Here is an 18,544-nt window from a genome sequence, read left to right on the forward strand (position 1 = left end):
TTATATTGCTTTTTCGCCTAATTGTCCCATCTCTATTAGAGTTTCTTTCCAGACTTCCTGAACATGAGATGCGAGGTAGCAAGAAGCCAAGTCATAAGAAGCCCGATGAAACGGTGCAAGGTCACTTTCAAAGAGCTGGACCAGCTTGTCCGCCAACTCTTTCACCAATTGTTCTTCTGGCACTGTCTCGCTATAAGCTACCAAAAAGCCATTTTCACCCTCTTTTATAAAAGTTGGATTGCCATAACGGGCATCAAAGCCCAGCAAGGCCAAACCTGCTCCAGCCGCCTCCATCAAAGTCAAACCAAAGGTCTCCCACTGAGAAGTGGTGAGGTAGGCTTGGTAGCAAGGATAGATCTGCTTTAGATCCGCATGACCGCGTAGGTGAATATAATCTTGTGCTGCAAGCTCTTGAATCAGGTGGCGCAAGTTGTCCGCTTCTCCACCCTTTCCATAAATATCAAACTGAAGGGTTGGGAGTTGTTCATGAGCTTGGGCCACTACTCGAATGGCCAAATCGATTCGTTTCCTTGGATCCAAGCGGGAAGCTGTGATCACACTAAAGGGAGGTCTGTCTCCTAGTGACTCCGTCAATTCTTCTAGATGCCCTACCGGAATGCTATAGATTGGAATTCCTTGGCATCCTTGTTTAGCGAGTGTCTGCTCCAAGACTTCTTTTTGAAGATCCGTCGCCGTGATGAAGTAATCGAAGCGTTTGGCATACTTGAACACATAATAATATTCATAATTGAGATGGCCATTTTCAAATTCATGCTCCGAATGAAACACCATGGCGAGCTTTGAAGGAGCAACTTTCTCCAACAAAGGACGGGCAAAATCCATGCGCGAAGCCCGATCAAGCAGAATCAGATCTTCTTCTTTTAGCGATAGCTGCGACAAAAAACGTCTCATCACTTCTGTATGGTTGGTCAAAATCTCAGGCCCCAGTTTATAGAGCCAACTTCCACCTGACCTCGATTCTTCAAAAGCGATAGTCCCATCTTGATGGTGATAGATCCGTCTGACAACACTACCATACTGAAAATACTCTGTGACAAGTTTACAAGCTCCATAATACTCTCGCTTGATCCTATTTCCAGCCAAAAGATAGTCTACATAGCGGACACAGTTTGGATGATAGGGATCCAAATGAAAGGTCAAGGCGTTTCCATCCGCAAATTGGTAGCGAATGGCTCTTTCCGTTTTTTCAACAACATCCAGACGAGTCAGTTGAAACTCCATTTGCAAGGCCCCTACCGTCTTTTGAGGGACCGTAGTCTGTTGATCCGTAAAAGCTAAATGGGCAAAAAGCAGTTCCTCATCCCGATGCCCCAATGAGAGGTAGTAGGCTAATTTTTCTGGAGTGGGCCAAGTGGTAAAGACAAACTTCGCTGCCACTCCTAGTCCACGGAGCATCTTTGCCCGAGAGGCTTGTGCAACATCGACCCCATTGGGTTCGAATCCCACTAGTAGATTAAAGGTATAAATGGTCATGCTGTCCCTCCCTCTAATCGCTTAAACAGCTCTTCCAAAGCTTCTTTTTCAGGCAATTTCAAGATTCGTGCCTGCTCTCTTACCAATTCTTTGTAGGCCTCTGGATGCTGGAGCACTATTTCTAGTTGCTGTTCCATTTCTTCGACTGAATCTGTAATCGTGCTCAATTTTTTATAAGCTTCATGGTGCACGGTAGTCTTCAACCCAAACAAGACTTGCCCATTTTCAAGAGCATGAAGACTACTACTCCACACTTCTTCTCCCTGGTTGCAATCCAGATAAATAGAGCAGCTGGATAACAAGTCCTCATATTTGTCCAGCGAAATCCCTGGATAGAGGCGCACATTGGAGCGAGTTGCTAAGTCTGTTAATTTTGGCCCCATAGCCGTCAAAGCAGCAATGTGAAAGGTCACTTGTGGGAATTGATGGACTAGGCGAGATAGGCCTTCGACCTCTTGAGAAGCCGTCATGACCAGAGCTTCTGGTTGAAAACTTTCCTGCTCCACATCTACCAGCCCTGACAAGGCTGTAATTCCGTCTTTTTGCTCCCTCAACAGACCATCTTCTACCAACAAAATCTGACTGACTTGTTCTTTGATCTCGTCTAGATCATGCGCATTACTGGCACAATAGGCGAGTCTTTCCTTTGGTATCTCTTTCACAACATCTAGCAATGCCTTGTCTAGCAAAAGAACGGCTTCATCTTCCGGCAAGACTTGTTCTAAGACAGCTCTTTGCAGCTCTTCCTTACTGGCATACAGGCGATCCCGTCCCTTAGGAGTTTGATGCAAAAAGATTCCTTGTGAGACAAAGTGAAGCAAGACTTCTTCTTGCTGACGGTTCAAATAGATGTCTAAATAGGGTTGACCAGCTTCCGTAAGGAGACTCCGTTTGCTTCTCCAGCCATAGCGGTTGTAGACATCAATCGATATGATCTCCTCTCCCTGACCAAACCACTCCACTCTATCAACCGTTCGGGACAAGATATCCTCTCGCAAAACCACGTTGGCACGACGTTCCTCACCATCAAAAAGATAGGTTGTGATCCCCAGTGTCCAACATTCCCATAATTCTGGAACTGCTAGATCATTGAAAAATAAAGGTTTTCCAATTTTTGATGCTGGGTCTTTTTGGGTAAAAAAGGTCGCAAGACTCTCTGTCTGTTGGTCCAAATCTGTTTCCAAATTGGTCACAAATACCCGATAGGGCTGGCCAAGTTTGTCCAAGTATTTTTGCAAACGATCCAGCTCTCTGGTCTGCTCTGATGCAATAATGAACATGCTGATCCTTTCTCATCAATAAGGGGTTAGTCCATCGTTTCAATAAAACGGAGGTTGGTCACCACGCGCTCATAGGTTTCTGACCCTTGCAAGCCTGCTTCCTCTAATTTTTCAAGGGCCCGTTTCAAGCGCGTTTTATAGATATAACGATGCCAAGTCAAATCATAGCCCAACATCCCCAGTAGAGCCAACTTCTCCTGCTTAGCTTCCATCTCATCGACGACTCGCTTTTCTGTCCAAACCTGGGACAGAGTATCTGCACGCCCCACGCGATACCAATAAATACATTTCTCCGTATGAACTACCCGATGGGCTTTTAAGAAGAGCTTGTACATCAGGAAGTTGTCTTCAACATTTTTTCCGACTGGAAAACGAAGCCCTTCAAATAAGCTACGCTTATAGAGCTTCATCATGGCACAAGCCCAGGCCATATCTCTGGTCTCCTGGATGGCATCCTGGTCCATGATCTCACGTCCCTCATAAAGGGTCTCTGAATAATCGTCGTCCGTTACCTTGATCAAGTATTTGCTACTACTGTCATCATAGAGGTTATAGTTGGCTACGGAGACATCCGCATCATACTTCTTCAGTTGACGATAGAGCACTTCTACATAATCCTCCGTCACCCAGTCATCTGGATCAATAAAGGTGATATAATCACCAGTCGCCAACTCAATCCCTGTATTACGGGCAGCAGATAAGCCCCCATTTTCTTGACGAACGTAGCGGATGCGCGCATCCTTCCTAAAAAATTCTTTACAGATCTCTTCTGACTGGTCTGGCGAACCATCATTGACCAGGATAATTTCAAGGTGAGGGTAAGTCTGATGGACAACCGTTTCCAAACATTGTCTCAAATAAGCTTCTACATTATAGATGGGAATGATGATACTCACTACTTCATTTGTTTCCATGCTTCTTCTCATTTCTCTTTAAATAATCGCGAATCGCTGCCACCATCTCCTGCACCTGATCATCCGCAAACACTTGGTTCACACCATTCTCTACATGATTGGTTCCTTCAAAAGAGAAAATCGGCAAGCCCAATTGATGGATCGTTTGCGTCACCTGATCCACCTCATCGTAAGGATTGATATCCAGATAGAAATCCAATTTTTCTAGGACCTTTCGACTGGTCAAGGGATCAAAAGAGGGATAAAGAAAGAGGTTGGGGTAGCGTTCCAATTGCACCAAGTTAAAACCAAAATGGCTATGGGCAAGGACATGAATCGCTACGTCTGGCAACTCTTTTAACAAAGTCTCCAACTCGTGTATATCTGCTGTATGGGTATAAATGGCAGCATGATAAGGAAATTCTCCCACTAGGTCTTGATAGGTTTGCTTCAAAATCGGTTTTCGAAGCAAAATCTCCTCCCAAGAGAGGGCATAGTAAAACCACCATTGTTCCCGAAAACGATTGAAGCGTTTGGAGGTCCATGGTTTATTATGAGAGGTGTAGTGAATGACCGCCGGAATCCCTTGAAAGGCATCGTACCAGTCTAGATCTCCATAGAGGTATTGATCCTTATCAGAACCTACTTGTAAATTATAGGTCCAAGGTAATGGAAACCACGCATCTTTGAAATACAGATTCAAAATTCCTTGATCTCCGTAAACATGCTGATGGTGTTCACGAGTAAGATCAAAAAGTGCATCTGTTACTTGGTGCTCTTGCCACCAAGTCTTATCAATCACCAAAAGTCCAGCATTAAATCCATCTGTCGTCGTTGGCTTATCGACCACCGCACCCAGTCCATAACCTTTTAGATCGACCTCAAACAAAGGCGATAAATCCTGTGTAAAGATCATGTCACAATCCAGATAGAGGATCCGTTCTTCCTCCACAAACTCTGGAATAGCGTAACGGAAATAGGTCGCATAGTGAATATGGTCACTTGGAAGCGAGAAGGATTGGAATTGCTCGGGAGACATCCGACAATTAATCACTTCTGAATCCAACTGGCGCAAGCGCTGATTCATGATAGCAAACCACTCCGTTGGTAGATCTTCATTTAAGACATAAATTTTCAACTGATCCTGATGGGCGCACAGTGACTTCATAGCGGTTTCCAACTTTTCCATATAAGATAGATCTGCTGAAAACACGACAGCTTTTTTACTCATAACTCCCCCTTATTTTCTTCCATTAGAATACCATTTTCAAGAGAGGAAAACAATTTCTAGGCCCCAAAAAGAGGCCTAGACAACCGTCTATGACCTCTTTTAGAAAATTTTCTTATTTTGTATCGAATACAGCTAGTGTGCCGTCTACCAAGCTTGCCCCTAAGACATGCTTGAAATGGTTCAAGGCAAACTGGTGATTTTCAGGAGTGAGCGATGCCACTGCAGGTTCCACGACTTCGATCTGATAGCCGAGGTTGTATGCATCAACCGCTGTATGGAGGACACAGATATCCGTCAAGACCCCAGTCAAAATAACGGTATCCACATGACGTTCACGAAGGCGGATATCTAGATCCGTCCCTGAAAAAGCAGAATAATGACGTTTGTCCATCCAAAAGACGCGCGGATCCGCTTTGTGGTCCCGATAAAAGTCTGCCAAAGGGCCGTACAAATCACGTCCACTAGTCCCAATGATATTATGGGGTGGGAAGAGCTTGCTTTCAGGATGAAAAGGATCGTCTACATCATGCGCATCAATGGCAAAAAAGACATAGGCTCCTTGATCAAAGGCCAATTGGGTCACCTGAGCAATAGTCTCAGAAATGGCTTGTGCAGGAGCACCTGCCGTAAGCTTACCATCATCCGCCACAAAATCGACAGTATAGTCAATTGAAATTAATGCTTTAGCCATTAGTAGTCTCTTTTCTTAATTTCTTCAAAAATATCTGGTATCAACACTTTGAGATAAGTTCCCTTCATTCCGAGTGAACGACTTTCAATAATACCAGCAGATTCCAATTTCCGAAGTGCATTGACAATCACAGAACGGGTAATGCCAATACGATCTGCGATGATAGAAGCGGTCAACTGACCTTCATTGCCTTTCAATTCACTAAGGATGGCAGATACGGCACGCAACTCAGAGTAAGACAAGGTATTGACAGCCATATTCACCGCTGTGCGACGACGAATATTCTTCTCGTCCTCCTCGCGTTGGTAGTTCAACATTTGAATCCCTACCACGGTACTAGCAATCTCAACCAAGATCAAATCATCATCCGCAAACTGTTTATCATTGCGCCAAATGATTAAGGAACCCAACCGAATCCCAGAAACATGAATAGGCGCAATGGTGGTCAAGCCATCAGGAAATTCAGACTTGGTTTCAACCGGAAAGATACTCAAATCATGGTCCACATCTAAATTAGCTTCTGTATCGTAGACCAAACTAGCCGCCTTGGCATAATCTTCTGGTAGTTTTTTATTTTGGAAGAAAGCTTCTACCCGGTCATTGTTGGTCTTGTAACGCATGAAATAACCAAGAAGGGTTCCCTTGCTATTAATGATACAGGCATTACAGTGGATAATATCCGCCAATTGCTGGGCAATATCATTGTAAGGCATCTCAGCCTGCAACTGTTCATCTGTCCGTTTCAAGATAGATGTAATTTTACGTGTCTTTTCTAATAAGTTTGCCATAATAAACCTCGCATATAGTCAGCTCAAGTATATCATATAAGTGTGGGAATTTCAATCAAATTATCTGAAAATTATTTATTTTTTCTACAATTATGCACAATTCAGAAAAATGGCGATGAGATAACATGGATTTTATAGAATGAAACAAAAAAGATTGAAGACCTTCATCTTCAATCCTTTAACTAATTAGCGTTTGTATTGTTTCAAGAAACGAGTCATTTTTTCTTGAATTTGAGCCAATTCATCCACACGTGGGAGGTAAACGATCCGGAAGTGATCTGGGTCCTTCCAGTTAAAACCACGGCCATGAACCAAAAGAATCTTTTCTTGCTTCAAGAATTCTAAAACAAATTGTTCATCGTCATCCACTCGGTACATATCCCGATCAATCTTAGGGAAGATATACAATCCAGCCTTTGGCTTAACAGCTGAGAGGCCCGGAATCTCATTGATGGCTTTGTAAATAAAGTTCCGTTGTTCGTAGATTCGACCACCTGGAAGCAAGAGTTCATCCACAGATTGGTAACCTCCAAGAGAGGTTTGCACAACATGTTGAGATAAAACATTTGAACAAAGACGCATATTGGACAACATGTTCAAGCCTTCGATATAGCCCTTCACATGATGTTTCGGTCCGGATAGAACCATCCAACCAACACGGAAACCGGCAATCCGGTGAGATTTTGACAAGCCATTCATACTCACACAGAAGAGATCAGGCGCTAAACTTGCAATAGCCGTGTGTTTTTCCCCATCCATGACCAAGCGATCGTAAATTTCATCCGCAAAGATGATCAAGTTATTTTGACGAGCGATCTCTACAATCTCAAGTAGGATCTCATCTGGATAGAGGGCACCTGTTGGGTTATTCGGGTTGATGACAACGATAGCCTTAGTGTTTGAGGTGATTTTCGACTTGATATCCTCGATATCTGGGTACCAGTTTGCTTCTTCATCACAAAGATAGTGAACAGCATTCCCACCAGCTAGGCTGACGGCTGCTGTCCAAAGAGGATAGTCCGGCATGGGAACCAAGACCTCATCCCCATTGTCCAAAAGTCCTTGCATGGACATGACGATCAGCTCACTCACTCCATTCCCGAGGTAAATATCATCAATATCCACATTTGGAATTTTTTTCAACTGGCAGTACTGCATGATGGCCTTGCGGGCTGAAAAAATCCCTTTTGAATCTGAATAACCTTCACTATCACGCGCATTCATGATCAAATCATGGATAACTTCATCTGGAGCTGTAAAGCCAAATTCAGCAGGATTCCCTGTATTCAAACGTAGAATTTTTTCTCCATTTGCTCGCATGCGCATCGCTTCTTCCAAGACTGGACCACGAATATCGTAAGCGACATGTTCGAGTTTGCTTGATTTATTATATTCCTTCATATTCTGCCTCGATTCACGAAATTATCTCTATTATACCACTAGTTGAAATAGAGTACAAACCGAGGACTTTAAAAATTCAGCAAAAATATACTAGAAAAAGCGAGACTTTACCTTTACATTCTAGCCTAAAAGGGATAAAATATAAGTGTATAAGGAATAGGATTCCCTTCTATTCTATCCATGTTTTCAAGCTATAAGGAGGTAGGATTATGTCTCAAAAATACGAAAACATTATGGTCGCTGTCGACGGTTCTCATGAAGCAGAATTAGCCTTTGAAAAAGGGGTTAATGTTTCTCTTCGCAACGGCTCTAAATTGACTATTGTCCACGTCATCGATACCCGTGCCCTTCAAAGTGTCTCAACCTTTGATGCTGAAGTCTACGAAGAATTGCAAGAAGAAGCCAATGAATTGCTCAAAGGCTACAAGGAACGTGCTGAAAAAGTCGGGGTTCAAAATATTGCGACTGTTGTAGAAATGGGAAATCCAAAAGTCCTCTTGGCCAATGATATCCCAAGCAAAGAAGGGGTTGACCTTATTTTGGTCGGTGCTACTGGACTCAATGCATTCGAACGCTTAATGGTCGGATCCTCCTCAGAATACATCCTTCGCCACGCCAAAGTAGACTTACTAGTGGTGCGCGATAAGGATAAAACCATGTAAGAAAGAAAAAGTTTGGAACCTTTGTTCCAAACTTTTTTAGTTGTCTTTTTTTGCTTCTTTTTGTTTTGCATGTTTTTCGTAGGCCTTGAGCTGGCGATCGAGTTCTTTTTTGATGGCTGGTTCTGGGGCGTATTTTTCTTCCCAATCATCTGGCTTCAAAATCTTGTGAGTCACTGGATCAAAGTGCGCTCTTCCATCTGGGAAAATCTTACCCATATTTGCCCGATGAACAATCTCAAAGACCTCTTCAGGATCCACTCCCATTAGAACAAAGCTACCATAAGTCAGATAGAGGGTATCGATCAAGGCATCGACCTGTCCCACCATGGAAATTTCAGCTGGATGCTTGCTACGCACCTTATCTGCAGCCTTATCCAAAGCTTCGTGAAGGGCCGCTACCGAGCGATCGAATTCTTCCTCACTTGAGCTAGCTGCTCGAACAAATTCCACCAGTTCCTCTTGCTTGAACATGGTCCGATAAAGGGCATCTTGAGGTTGCCAGACCACTGGTTTCTCCTGCGTTTCCCCATCCATTACACCATGGAAGGTTTTGACCTTATTGAAGTGATCATCCTTAGAAAGAAAGAGTTCTTTCTCTGAGAGAATACCAAAGTGTTGCAGGGCTTTTTGAATGCCATCCTTGCCATTACTAGTCGTGGTATGCTTGGCAATTGCCTTAACACTAGTGGTTCCATTTCCCATCGCAATGGACAAGCCAACTCCCGAAAGCATTTCTAAATCATTATCCGAATCCCCAAAAGCCATCACCTCATCGATGTCAAAGCCAAATTCCTGGCCAACGATGCGGATGCCTTCTAGCTTAGAAATGCCTGGGTTGAGGACGTCTGCTGCAAAAGGACTGGAACGTGTAAATTTCAAATGTGGAAACTCTTTTTCAATTTTTGCAGTCTCTTCCGGACTCGATAAGATCAGTACTTGGTAGATTGGTTCTTGCGCTAGTGCATAGAGGGTGTCCTGATCCTGTGGGACGACCTTGCTGACCACTTTGTTAAATCCTCGACTGACTGTTCGGGCCATTTTGCGAGGCACAAAGCGACTGGACCAGGTTGAAATAGGACTCATCCCAAAACTCATGATCCGAGAACCAAATACTCCATCCTTTGTCCCAAGAGCAATTTCCTTACGGTGTTCTCGAGCATAGTCGATCAGCTGGTGCAGGCTCTTTTTGTCGATTGGGCTGGTAAACAGTACGCGGTCCTTGGTCAAAATATATTGACCATTATAGGTTACTGCAAAATCAAAGCCGTAGCGTTCCATAAAGGGTTTGACAAAGGCAGGTCCCCGCCCTGTCGCAAGTCCTACATAGATTCCTTCTTCCTTCAAAGATTGAATAGCTTTTTCTGTTGATTTTAAGACCGCTCGACTATCATTGACCAGGGTCCCATCGATATCAAAAAAGACTGCTTTTATTTCCATGTCTACTGTTTCTTTCTTTTTATGATAAAATAAATTATATCACATATTCCAAGGAGCTTCACATGTTTAAGAAAATTTTAGCACTACATACCGGAGGGACCATCTCGATGGCTGCAGATGACTCTGGAGCAGTGATTACAAATGAAGTCAATCCCATGACCCAAGTTACTTCACCAATTGAAGGAATTGAAGTCACTTCTGAGGATATCTTCAATCTACCAAGTCCACAAATGACACCGCATCACATGTTAGCTCTATATCAAAGAATCAAAGAGGCAGCCAGCCACTTCGATGGGATCGTCATTACACACGGGACCGATACGCTGGAAGAAACAGCTTATTTCTTAGATACCATGGAGTTACCTGAAATCTCCGTGGTGATTACAGGAGCCATGCGAAGTTCCAACGAACTTGGAAGTGACGGTGTCTATAATTTCTTAACAGCCCTCCGAGTGGCAGCCGATCCAAAAGCACGTGATAAGGGTGTCTTAGTCGTCATGAACGACGAAATTCATGCAGCTAAGTACGTCACCAAAACCCACACCACCAATGTCAGTACCTTTCAGACACCAACCCACGGCCCTCTGGGGTTGGTCATGAAAAAGGAAATCCTCTTCTTTAAAACAGCTGAGCCACGAGTGCGCTTCGATCTCGATAAAATTGAAGGTTTCGTTCCCATTATCGCTACTTATGCTGGTATGAAAACTGATCTGCTAGATCTACTGGATCACTCAAAAATTGATGGCCTCATTATTGAAGCCTTTGGAGCTGGAAATATCCCTAAAGAAACTGCCCATAAACTCCAAGAATTCATAGATGCTGGACTTCCAATCGCTTTAGTATCCCGCTGCTTCAACGGGATCGCAGAACCAGTTTACGCGTATGAAGGCGGTGGCGTCCAACTCCATCAAGCCGGTGTCTTTTTCATCAAAGAATTAAATGCCCCCAAAGCTCGCATCAAACTTCTCATCGCCCTCAATGCCGGCCTAAAAGGACAAGAACTCAAAGAATATATCGAAGGGTAGCATAAGATACAAAGGGCGTAGCGGATACAGTCAAAATAGGGAATTCGACGCAGAATCATCAGATTCTAGGAGGATTCATCTTTTTGACACAATCCGCAGCCCATGTTCAATTTGTGTAACGGCAAGCACTAGGGTAACTCACTAACTCCTCAGGTGGATGGTATCGATCCACCTTCGTCCTGTCGCAATTCAACAAGATACAAAGGGCGTAAAATCCCATCTTAAAAGTGAGTAGAGTAGAAACATCACATTTCCACTCTACTCACTTTTTATGATCTAATCTAAATGTTCTTGCTTCTCCAGATAAAGAGAGAGCAAATGCCAGTCTGGGTGTTCTCGCCAATCTGGAGTGGCTACGATCTGGCTAGCGACTTTCCGCGCTTCTTCAAGAATAGGATAATCTTCTACTAAATCGGCTACCTGAAATTCTGGAATTCCTGATTGACGGGTTCCAAAAATTTCACCTGAACCCCGCATTTTCAAATCTTCCTCTGCCAGCACAAACCCATTAGTCGTCTCTGTCATGATTTTCATGCGCTGTTTGCCACTATCTGTTTTAGGATTGGCCACTAGAATAGCATAGGATTGCTTATTTCCCCGACCAACCCGGCCTCGAAGCTGATGCAGTTGACTAAGGCCAAACCGATCTGCATCCATGATGACCATGACAGTCGCATTGGGCACATTGACTCCTACTTCAATAACGGTTGTGGATACCAAAACATCGACTTGGTGCTCTTTAAAGGCCTGCATGATGGTCTCTTTTTCTTCACTTTTCATCTTCCCGTGAAGAAGAGAAACACGCGCCCGCTGACCAAAGAAGGCTTCTAACTCCTCCTGGAGGGCAAGGGCATTTTTCAAATCTAGCGCCTCTGACTCCTCAATCAAGGGAGAGATAAAGTAGGCTTGAGAACCTTTTGCGAGCTCTTTTACCAACCAGTCTAGGACCACTTCTAACTGCTCATGCTTGACCCAGCGCGTCATGATTTCCTTGCGTCCCGCAGGCATCTGGTCAATGATGGACACATCCATATCCCCGAAGGCTGTAATCGCCAAGGTCCGAGGAATAGGAGTGGCCGTCATCATCAGGACGTCTGGATTTTGTCCCTTTTCTCGAAGGATGCGACGCTGGGAAACCCCAAAACGGTGCTGCTCATCAATAATGACCAAACCTAGATCTTGATAGTGAACCCCTTCTTGAATCAAGGCATGTGTCCCCACAATCAGTTGAGTTTGTCCTGAGGCGATCTCCTCTAAGACTTCTCGTTTCTCAGCCACCTTCAATCCTCCCGTCAGAAGAGCAATTGGCAAGTCCGGAAAAAGATTTTGCAAGCTTTCCTTGTGCTGCTCTGCCAAAATCTCCGTCGGAACCATTAAGGCAGCTTGCTTACCAGCGCTTAAGGCTGCATACATGGCAAGACCGGCCACGACTGTCTTCCCGCTTCCCACATCCCCTTGAAGCAAGCGGTTCATATGATAAGGAGAGGCCATATCTGTCAAGATTTCATTCAAGCTGTTTTCTTGAGCTTTCGTTAGCTCAAAAGGAAGCTGTTTTTTTCGTTCTGCTAATTTTTCTGGATCCCAGGCCAGGGAAATTCCTTGGCTGGCATCGTGATTTTCTTCTTTTAGCACTTGGAGCTGTAGCTGGAAAAAGAGGAGTTCTTCAAATTTCACCCGGCGAAGGGCTTGCTTGTACTCTGCTAGATCCTTAGGAAAATGCATAGCCTGCACTGCTTGAGAGCGTGACAAGAGTTGATAACGCTCCCGCAAAACTTGGGGCAAATTCTCTTCTAAAAGCTGATCCAAGCCCTGATCGAATGCTATTTTGATCAATTTCACCAGGCTGTTTTGGCTGACTCCTTGCGTCACCCGATAGACTGGCTGCAAATCATCTTCCACTTGAGCCAGGAGCTTCATTCCTGTCAAACTGCCTTTTGCCTTGTCCCATTTCCCAAAAATCGCTACTGTTTGCTGAACCTCGATTTTGTCTGCTAGATAGGGTTGATTGAAAAAATTAACCGCAATCACTTGGTCTCCCTGTTTGATCGAAAAACGCAAGCGATTTCGTTTGTAACCATAATATTGGACATTGGCTGGTGTTGCTACCACCCCAGAGATGACTGCTTTTTCCCCATCTTCTAACTCTAAAACATTGCGGGTTTTGAAGTCTTCATACCGAAAGGGGAAATACAAGAGTAGATCTTCTAAGGTTTCAATCCCTAATTTTTTAAATTTTTCCGCCGATTTTGGACCGACGCCAGGCAGTACGGATAAGGGTTGGTGTAAATTCATTGTTCCTCCTTTCTTTTATAAAAAAGCAGGTCCTTCAGGGAAAACCCACCTACTTTTTTTATTCTTCACCTGCATAGTCACGAGGAATCCGATCACTCAAGAGACAGACTACTTCATAATTAATGGTACCACGGTAGTCCGCAATCTCTGTTGCCGTAATTTCTTTCTCGCCGTCTCGGCCAATCAGGGTAACCTTGGTTCCCAGAGGTAATTCTTCTGGAAGGCGAACAGTAATCTGGTCCATCGAAACTCGCCCAACAATGGGACAATACTCACCCTTAATTAGCACATGGAAATTTTGCATTTCTCGGATCCAACCATCCGCATAGCCAATGGGAATCGTTCCAATCCATTGGGCATCTTCCGTCGTATAGGTTGCCCCGTAGCCAATATCTTGTCCGGCTTCTAACTGTTTGACATGAACCAATTCGCTCACCAAACTCAAGGCTGGCTTGATTTCATAAGGCAAGGCTAGCACCGAACCACTTGGATTCAAGCCATACATGACATCTCCCAGACGAACAGCTGTGAAAATCGTATCTGCATGCCACAAAGAGGTGGCTGAATTACTCGCATGAACAATCGGAGGAAGGATTTCAAGAGCAGCCAATACTTCTTTGAAAAAATGATATTGCGCTTGAAATTTTCTATCATCTGCTTCATCTGCTGTCGCAAAATGAGTAAAGATTCCCTCAATTTCAGCACCGGCTGCTAAGAGGAGGCGTTCAGCCTCTTTGATCTCTTCGATTCTTCGAAATCCAATCCGCCCCATTCCTGAGTCCACCTTGATATGGACCTTCAATCCTGATAAATCTTCTTCTCCAAGCAATTGATTCAACCAAGCAAGACTAGCCACCGTTAAGCGGATGTCATGCTCTTTGGCCAGACTCACTGTTTCGCTTGGTACCACTCCCAAAATCAAAATAGGGTGTTGCAAGCCTTCTTCACGGATTTCGAGGGCTTCATCCATATTGGATACACAAAAGCCATCAACCTGAGGTGCCAATTTTTTGGTTACTGCAGCGACCCCATGACCATAGGCGTTGGCCTTGACGACTGCATATTTCAAGGCTTGACTCGGAATATGCTCACTGACTTGTTGCACATTAAAGGCAATGGCATCCAAATCGACTCTTGCAACCGTTGGTCTATGTTTACTTGCTTTCATTTTCTTCCTCCAAAATGACACTGGTCGACACTAGATCTCCCTTATGACTGATCGAAATCCATACCTTCCCAGAAAAAGGAGACTTGGAAAAATAGGGAGCTCCATGGGCATCATTTAAAATCTCTAAATCTTGAAAACCAACCGGTCCAATCCCTGTTCCCATTGCCTTCGAAAAGGCTTCTTTGGCGGACCATCGGCCCGTTAAATATTCCATCTTCCGTTTTCCAGACAATTCCTCAAAGCGCTCTCGCTCAGCCTCGGTTAAGACTTTTTCAGCGAATCGGGTATTCTTCTGATAGGCTTTTTCAATCGCAGCGATCGATTCGATATCGATGCCATGTCCTTTGATCATCTTGTTTTATCCTTATTTATCGTTTCAATATCGTTTTACTGACAAAAGAGAAGGGGCTAAAGAATCACTCCTTCCGCCCCTGCCTGTTACTTATTCATCGTTGCAATTTCTTTGACCAAGGCCTGTGTTTTTTCCCAACCCAGGCAAGGGTCTGTGATGGATTGACCATAAACCACTGGTTCATTTTGACGGCCATCTTCTAGATAGGATTCAATCATGAAACCACGAACTAAAGTTGCCAAATCCTTGTTCCAAACACGGTTCATCATGGTTTCTCTCACGATTCGTACTTGCTCTTCGAATTGTTTGCCAGAGTTGTCATGGTTGGTATCCACCAGGATGAAGGGATGTTGCAAGCCCATTTCGCTATAGCGTTTTGCTGCCGCTAGCAAATCTTCATAATGGTAGTTTGGAATATTCTTACCACTTGCATCCAAGCCCCCACGAAGGATCGCATGAGCTAAAGGATTTCCTGATGTTTCCACTGCTTGGGCATTGAACAAAAAGTTTTGGGGATGTTGGGCTGCATAAATCGCATTGAACATGACAGAAAGATTTCCAGATGTTGGATTCTTCATGCCTGTCGGAGCAGAGATCCCACTAGATACAAAGCGATGCTCCTGGTCTTCAACCGAACGCGCTCCAATGGCATGATAGGAAATCAAATCTTCAACATACGGAAGACTTGCTGGATAAAGCAACTCATCCGCAGTTGTCAAACCAGTTTCTGTAATCACACGGTAGTGGAGATGTCGGACCGCTTTCAAACCATCCACAAAGCTTGGTGCTGCCTGTGTATCTGGTTGGTGCATCAAGCCTTTATAGCCATCCCCGTTGGTCCGAGGTTTAGCCGTATAGACCCGCATCACAATGAAAATCTGATCTTTGACTTGCTCTTGCAAGTCTGCCAAACGACGGGCATAGTCCATCACAGCTTCTTCATTATCAGAAGAGCAAGGCCCGATCACAAGAAGGATCCGTTGGTCTTCTCCTTTGATAATAGCTTCCAATTCTCGATCACGCGTTTCTTTGCGCTCCAAGGCTGGACCTTCCAAGCGGTAAAGCGAAGTGATCTCTTGCTCATCAATCTTATTGCTCTTCGTAATGAATACCATACGGCCTCCTTATGCTACCTAGACCCATCCTCTTTCTATTTCAGAGGAGCTCTTAAAATTTACGTCCGTGACAGTTTTTGAATTTCTTACCTGAACCACAAGGACACAAATCGTTGCGTTTCACTTGTGACAAGTCAATATCTGCTGGAATATCTTGTTGTTGCGCTGCAATGTTGCGAGTCGCAGTTGTTGAAATGCTGTGTTCTGTACGTGGACGTTCTTGTTCGTGAATTTGGGCTTTCATCATAAGACGAGTCACATCAAATTCAATCGATCCGATCATATCGTTAAACATACGGAAACTTTCTGATTGGTATTCTACCACTGGGTTATTTTGCGCATACCCACGGAGTCCAACCGCATTTCGCAATTGATCCAAAGCATCGATATGGTCTGTCCACTTGCTGTCCACCACACGAAGGATCAAGACTTTTTGGAATTCTTGCACAGACTCTTCGTCACGCAATTTCGCTACTTGGCTAGCATAGATTTCTTCTGCACGTGCATACAAGTAATCGATAACTTCCTTGTCAGATTTTCCTTCAATATCGCTTGCAGAAATCGTATCTTCCGGAACCAAATTGTATTTGGCAAAGTTCAGAATCGCTTCAACGCGTTCTTCCTTACTTGAGTGGCTGGCTCCTTCAACAATCCGTTTGATGGTCCGTTTGATCATGGCCTTGATTTCAGGTGCCAAGTCACGGTTAGCTGTGATAACATCATAGCGTTCAGCGTAGATAATTTCCCGTTGTTCCCGCATCACGTCATCGTATTGAAGGACTTGTTTACGGGTATCGTAGTTGTTTCCTTCAACCCGTTTTTGTGCACCCTCTACCTGACGTGTGAACATGTTTGAACGGATGACCGATTCTTCTTCGCTCAACTTGAAGCGATCAAGCACTGCTTTGATCCGTTCAGAACCGAAACGACGCATCAATTCATCTTCAAGGGACAAGTAGAATTGAGATTCACCTGGATCCCCTTGACGTCCTGAACGTCCACGAAGCTGGTTATCGATCCGACGACTTTCGTGACGTTCTGTCCCGATAACACATAGTCCACCGAGTTCGCGAACACCTTCACCAAGCTTGATATCGGTACCACGTCCGGCCATGTTGGTCGCGATAGTAACAGCACCACGTTGACCAGCGTTCATGATGATTTGCGCTTCTTTGTAGTGGTTTTTCGCATTCAAAACTTCGTGAGGGACACCTGCTTGAACCAACAATTGAGAAAGGTAATCACTGGTTTCAACGGCTACGGTACCAACTAGGACTGGTTGACCTTTTTCATGACGAGACTTGACATCTTCCACAACAGCCTTGAATTTTGATTTCAAGCTTGGGTAGAGAAGGTCTGGATGGTCAATACGGGCAATCGGACGGTTGGTTGGAATTGGAATCACGCGAATGTTATAAATTTCACGGAATTCTTCTTCTTCAGTTTTCCCTGTCCCTGTCATCCCTGACAACTTCTTGTACATACGGAAGAGGTTTTGGTAAGTAATCGACGCAGATGTTTTGGTTTCTTCTTGAACTGGAACACCTTCTTTGGCTTCGATCGCTTGGTGGAGACCATCAGAATAGCGACGTCCTTCCATGGTACGACCTGTAAATTGGTCGACGATCAAGATTTCTTGATCTTCGCTGACCACATAGTCGATATCCAAAATCATGATGTAGTTGGCACGAAGGGCGTTGTCGATAAAGTGAGTCAAAGCTACGTTTTCAATATCGTACAAGTTTTCAAGATTAAAGTAGCTTTCCGCCTTATCAATCCCTGAATCTGACAAACCAATGGTTTTAGATGGTACATCGATAATGTAATCATCCTCTGTCAAGCTCTTCACATAAGCATCTGCCATGTGATAGAGTTGGTTTGTATCAGAAGCTGTCTGCCCAGAAACGATCAGCGGTGTACGAGCTTCGTCGATCAAGATCGAATCTACCTCATCGACCAAGGCATAGTTCAATGGACGTTGAACCATGTTTTCAGCACGAACAACCATGTTATCACGAAGATAGTCAAACCCGATCTCTGAGTTAGTCGAGTAGGTAATATCACAGAGGTAAGCTTCTTTTTTCTCAGCTGGAGATTTTGCTGCCAGGTTGATCCCTACTGAAAGGCCAAGCCATGAGTAAAGTTCTCCCATCTCTGTTGCATCCCGCTCTGTCAGGTATTCATTGACGGTAACAACGTGTACCCCTTTACCAGACAAGGCATTCAAGTATACAGGCATGGTTGCTGTCAGGGTTTTTCCTTCCCCTGTACGCATCTCTGGAACGTCACCATGGTGAAGGACGATCCCCCCCATGACCTGAACCTTGTATGGGAACAAACCAAGAACCCGTTTTGCAGCTTCACGAACAACTGCAAAAGCCTCGTACAAGAGATCATCCAAAGACTCACCATCTTGGTAGCGTTGCTTAAACTCAACTGTTTTCGCTTTTAATTCGTCATCCGTCAAAGCTGCCATTTGGTTTTCGTAAGAAAAGACCTTGTCAGCCATTTTTTCAAGGCGTTTGATTTCGCCTCGATCATTTTCAATAATTGTTTTTACTAAATTTGCCATTTTTTTCCTTACTTTGATTTTTTCAAAATCTAAAATGTTCTTTTTATTCTAGCATTTTTTTAACATTTTTTCAAGATCAAGGCTGTATCTTACAAGACTTTCGAGTGGTTTTTTTCGTGTGAGAAAATCCAAAAAGATGCCTG

At 44.1% G+C, this 18,544-nt stretch carries 15 protein-coding genes; 2 read left to right on the top strand and 13 right to left on the bottom strand.

Annotation, left to right across the window (positions count from 1 at the left end):
- From H7T92_RS01185 to H7T92_RS01215, 7 genes are all read right to left on the bottom strand, one after another.
- Window positions 1–1,494, bottom strand: a complete 1,494-nt coding sequence (locus H7T92_RS01185; protein ID WP_201036762.1) for a glycosyltransferase — start codon at window positions 1,492–1,494, stop codon at window positions 1–3.
- Window positions 1,491–2,774 (bottom strand): glycosyltransferase family protein, encoded by a 1,284-nt coding sequence (locus H7T92_RS01190; protein ID WP_201036763.1) that lies wholly within the window; start codon window positions 2,772–2,774, stop codon window positions 1,491–1,493. The genes H7T92_RS01185 and H7T92_RS01190 overlap by 4 nt, the downstream gene beginning before the upstream one ends.
- A 26-nt stretch (window positions 2,775–2,800) precedes the next feature.
- Entirely contained in the window at window positions 2,801–3,688 is an 888-nt protein-coding gene (locus tag H7T92_RS01195) for a glycosyltransferase family 2 protein (protein ID WP_201036764.1), read from the bottom strand.
- A complete protein-coding gene (locus tag H7T92_RS01200) occupies window positions 3,675–4,898 on the bottom strand; it encodes a glycosyltransferase (protein ID WP_201036765.1) in 1,224 nt (407 codons plus the stop codon). The genes H7T92_RS01195 and H7T92_RS01200 overlap by 14 nt, the downstream gene beginning before the upstream one ends.
- A gap of 112 nt (window positions 4,899–5,010) precedes the next feature.
- Window positions 5,011–5,589, bottom strand: a complete 579-nt coding sequence (locus tag H7T92_RS01205) for a cysteine hydrolase family protein (protein ID WP_201036766.1) — start codon at window positions 5,587–5,589, stop codon at window positions 5,011–5,013.
- The gene (gene codY / locus H7T92_RS01210) at window positions 5,589–6,377 is read right to left on the bottom strand and encodes a GTP-sensing pleiotropic transcriptional regulator CodY (RefSeq protein ID WP_003005668.1); all 789 of its coding nucleotides are present in this window, start codon (window positions 6,375–6,377) and stop codon (window positions 5,589–5,591) included. Before codY ends, H7T92_RS01205 begins: the two co-directional genes overlap by 1 nt.
- A gap of 186 nt (window positions 6,378–6,563) precedes the next feature.
- Complete coding sequence (locus H7T92_RS01215; protein WP_003008537.1) at window positions 6,564–7,778, bottom strand: pyridoxal phosphate-dependent aminotransferase; 1,215 nt, start codon at window positions 7,776–7,778, stop codon at window positions 6,564–6,566.
- A 209-nt stretch (window positions 7,779–7,987) separates the two neighbouring features.
- Between H7T92_RS01215 and H7T92_RS01220 the strand changes: the two genes are divergently transcribed.
- The gene (locus H7T92_RS01220) at window positions 7,988–8,440 is read left to right on the top strand and encodes a universal stress protein (protein WP_201036767.1); all 453 of its coding nucleotides are present in this window, start codon (window positions 7,988–7,990) and stop codon (window positions 8,438–8,440) included.
- A 36-nt stretch (window positions 8,441–8,476) separates the two neighbouring features.
- Here H7T92_RS01220 and H7T92_RS01225 read toward each other — a convergent pair whose 3' ends face one another.
- The gene (locus H7T92_RS01225; protein WP_201036768.1) at window positions 8,477–9,877 is read right to left on the bottom strand and encodes a Cof-type HAD-IIB family hydrolase; all 1,401 of its coding nucleotides are present in this window, start codon (window positions 9,875–9,877) and stop codon (window positions 8,477–8,479) included.
- Between the two features lie 62 nt (window positions 9,878–9,939).
- On the opposite strand from H7T92_RS01225, the gene H7T92_RS01230 reads away from it, so the two are divergent.
- A complete protein-coding gene (locus tag H7T92_RS01230) occupies window positions 9,940–10,902 on the top strand; it encodes an asparaginase (RefSeq protein ID WP_201036769.1) in 963 nt (320 codons plus the stop codon).
- A 276-nt stretch (window positions 10,903–11,178) separates the two neighbouring features.
- Here the strand turns inward: H7T92_RS01230 and recG are convergent, their stop codons facing one another.
- The 5 genes from recG to secA all read right to left on the bottom strand — a co-directional run bounded on the left by recG (window position 11,179) and on the right by secA (window position 18,401).
- Window positions 11,179–13,194 (bottom strand): ATP-dependent DNA helicase RecG, encoded by a 2,016-nt coding sequence (gene recG, locus H7T92_RS01235; RefSeq protein ID WP_201036770.1) that lies wholly within the window; start codon window positions 13,192–13,194, stop codon window positions 11,179–11,181.
- A gap of 58 nt (window positions 13,195–13,252) precedes the next feature.
- Window positions 13,253–14,362, bottom strand: a complete 1,110-nt coding sequence (alr, locus tag H7T92_RS01240; RefSeq protein ID WP_201036771.1) for an alanine racemase — start codon at window positions 14,360–14,362, stop codon at window positions 13,253–13,255.
- On the bottom strand, window positions 14,349–14,714 hold the full coding sequence (gene acpS, locus H7T92_RS01245; protein ID WP_003005615.1) for a holo-ACP synthase: 366 nt from the start codon (window positions 14,712–14,714) through the stop codon (window positions 14,349–14,351). Before acpS ends, alr begins: the two co-directional genes overlap by 14 nt.
- Window positions 14,715–14,800: 86 nt before the next feature.
- Window positions 14,801–15,829: a 3-deoxy-7-phosphoheptulonate synthase gene (locus tag H7T92_RS01250; protein ID WP_201036772.1), complete on the bottom strand. Its 1,029-nt coding sequence runs from the start codon at window positions 15,827–15,829 to the stop codon at window positions 14,801–14,803.
- A gap of 52 nt (window positions 15,830–15,881) precedes the next feature.
- Window positions 15,882–18,401 carry a preprotein translocase subunit SecA gene (gene secA, locus H7T92_RS01255; RefSeq protein ID WP_201036773.1) on the bottom strand — a complete coding sequence of 840 codons (2,520 nt, stop codon included), beginning with the start codon at window positions 18,399–18,401 and terminating at the stop codon, window positions 15,882–15,884.
- Window positions 18,402–18,544: the final 143 nt, after the last annotated feature.

Origin of the sequence: Streptococcus parasanguinis (assembly GCF_016648855.1) — a bacterium.
Classification (GTDB): Bacteria; Bacillota; Bacilli; order Lactobacillales; family Streptococcaceae; genus Streptococcus; species Streptococcus parasanguinis_L.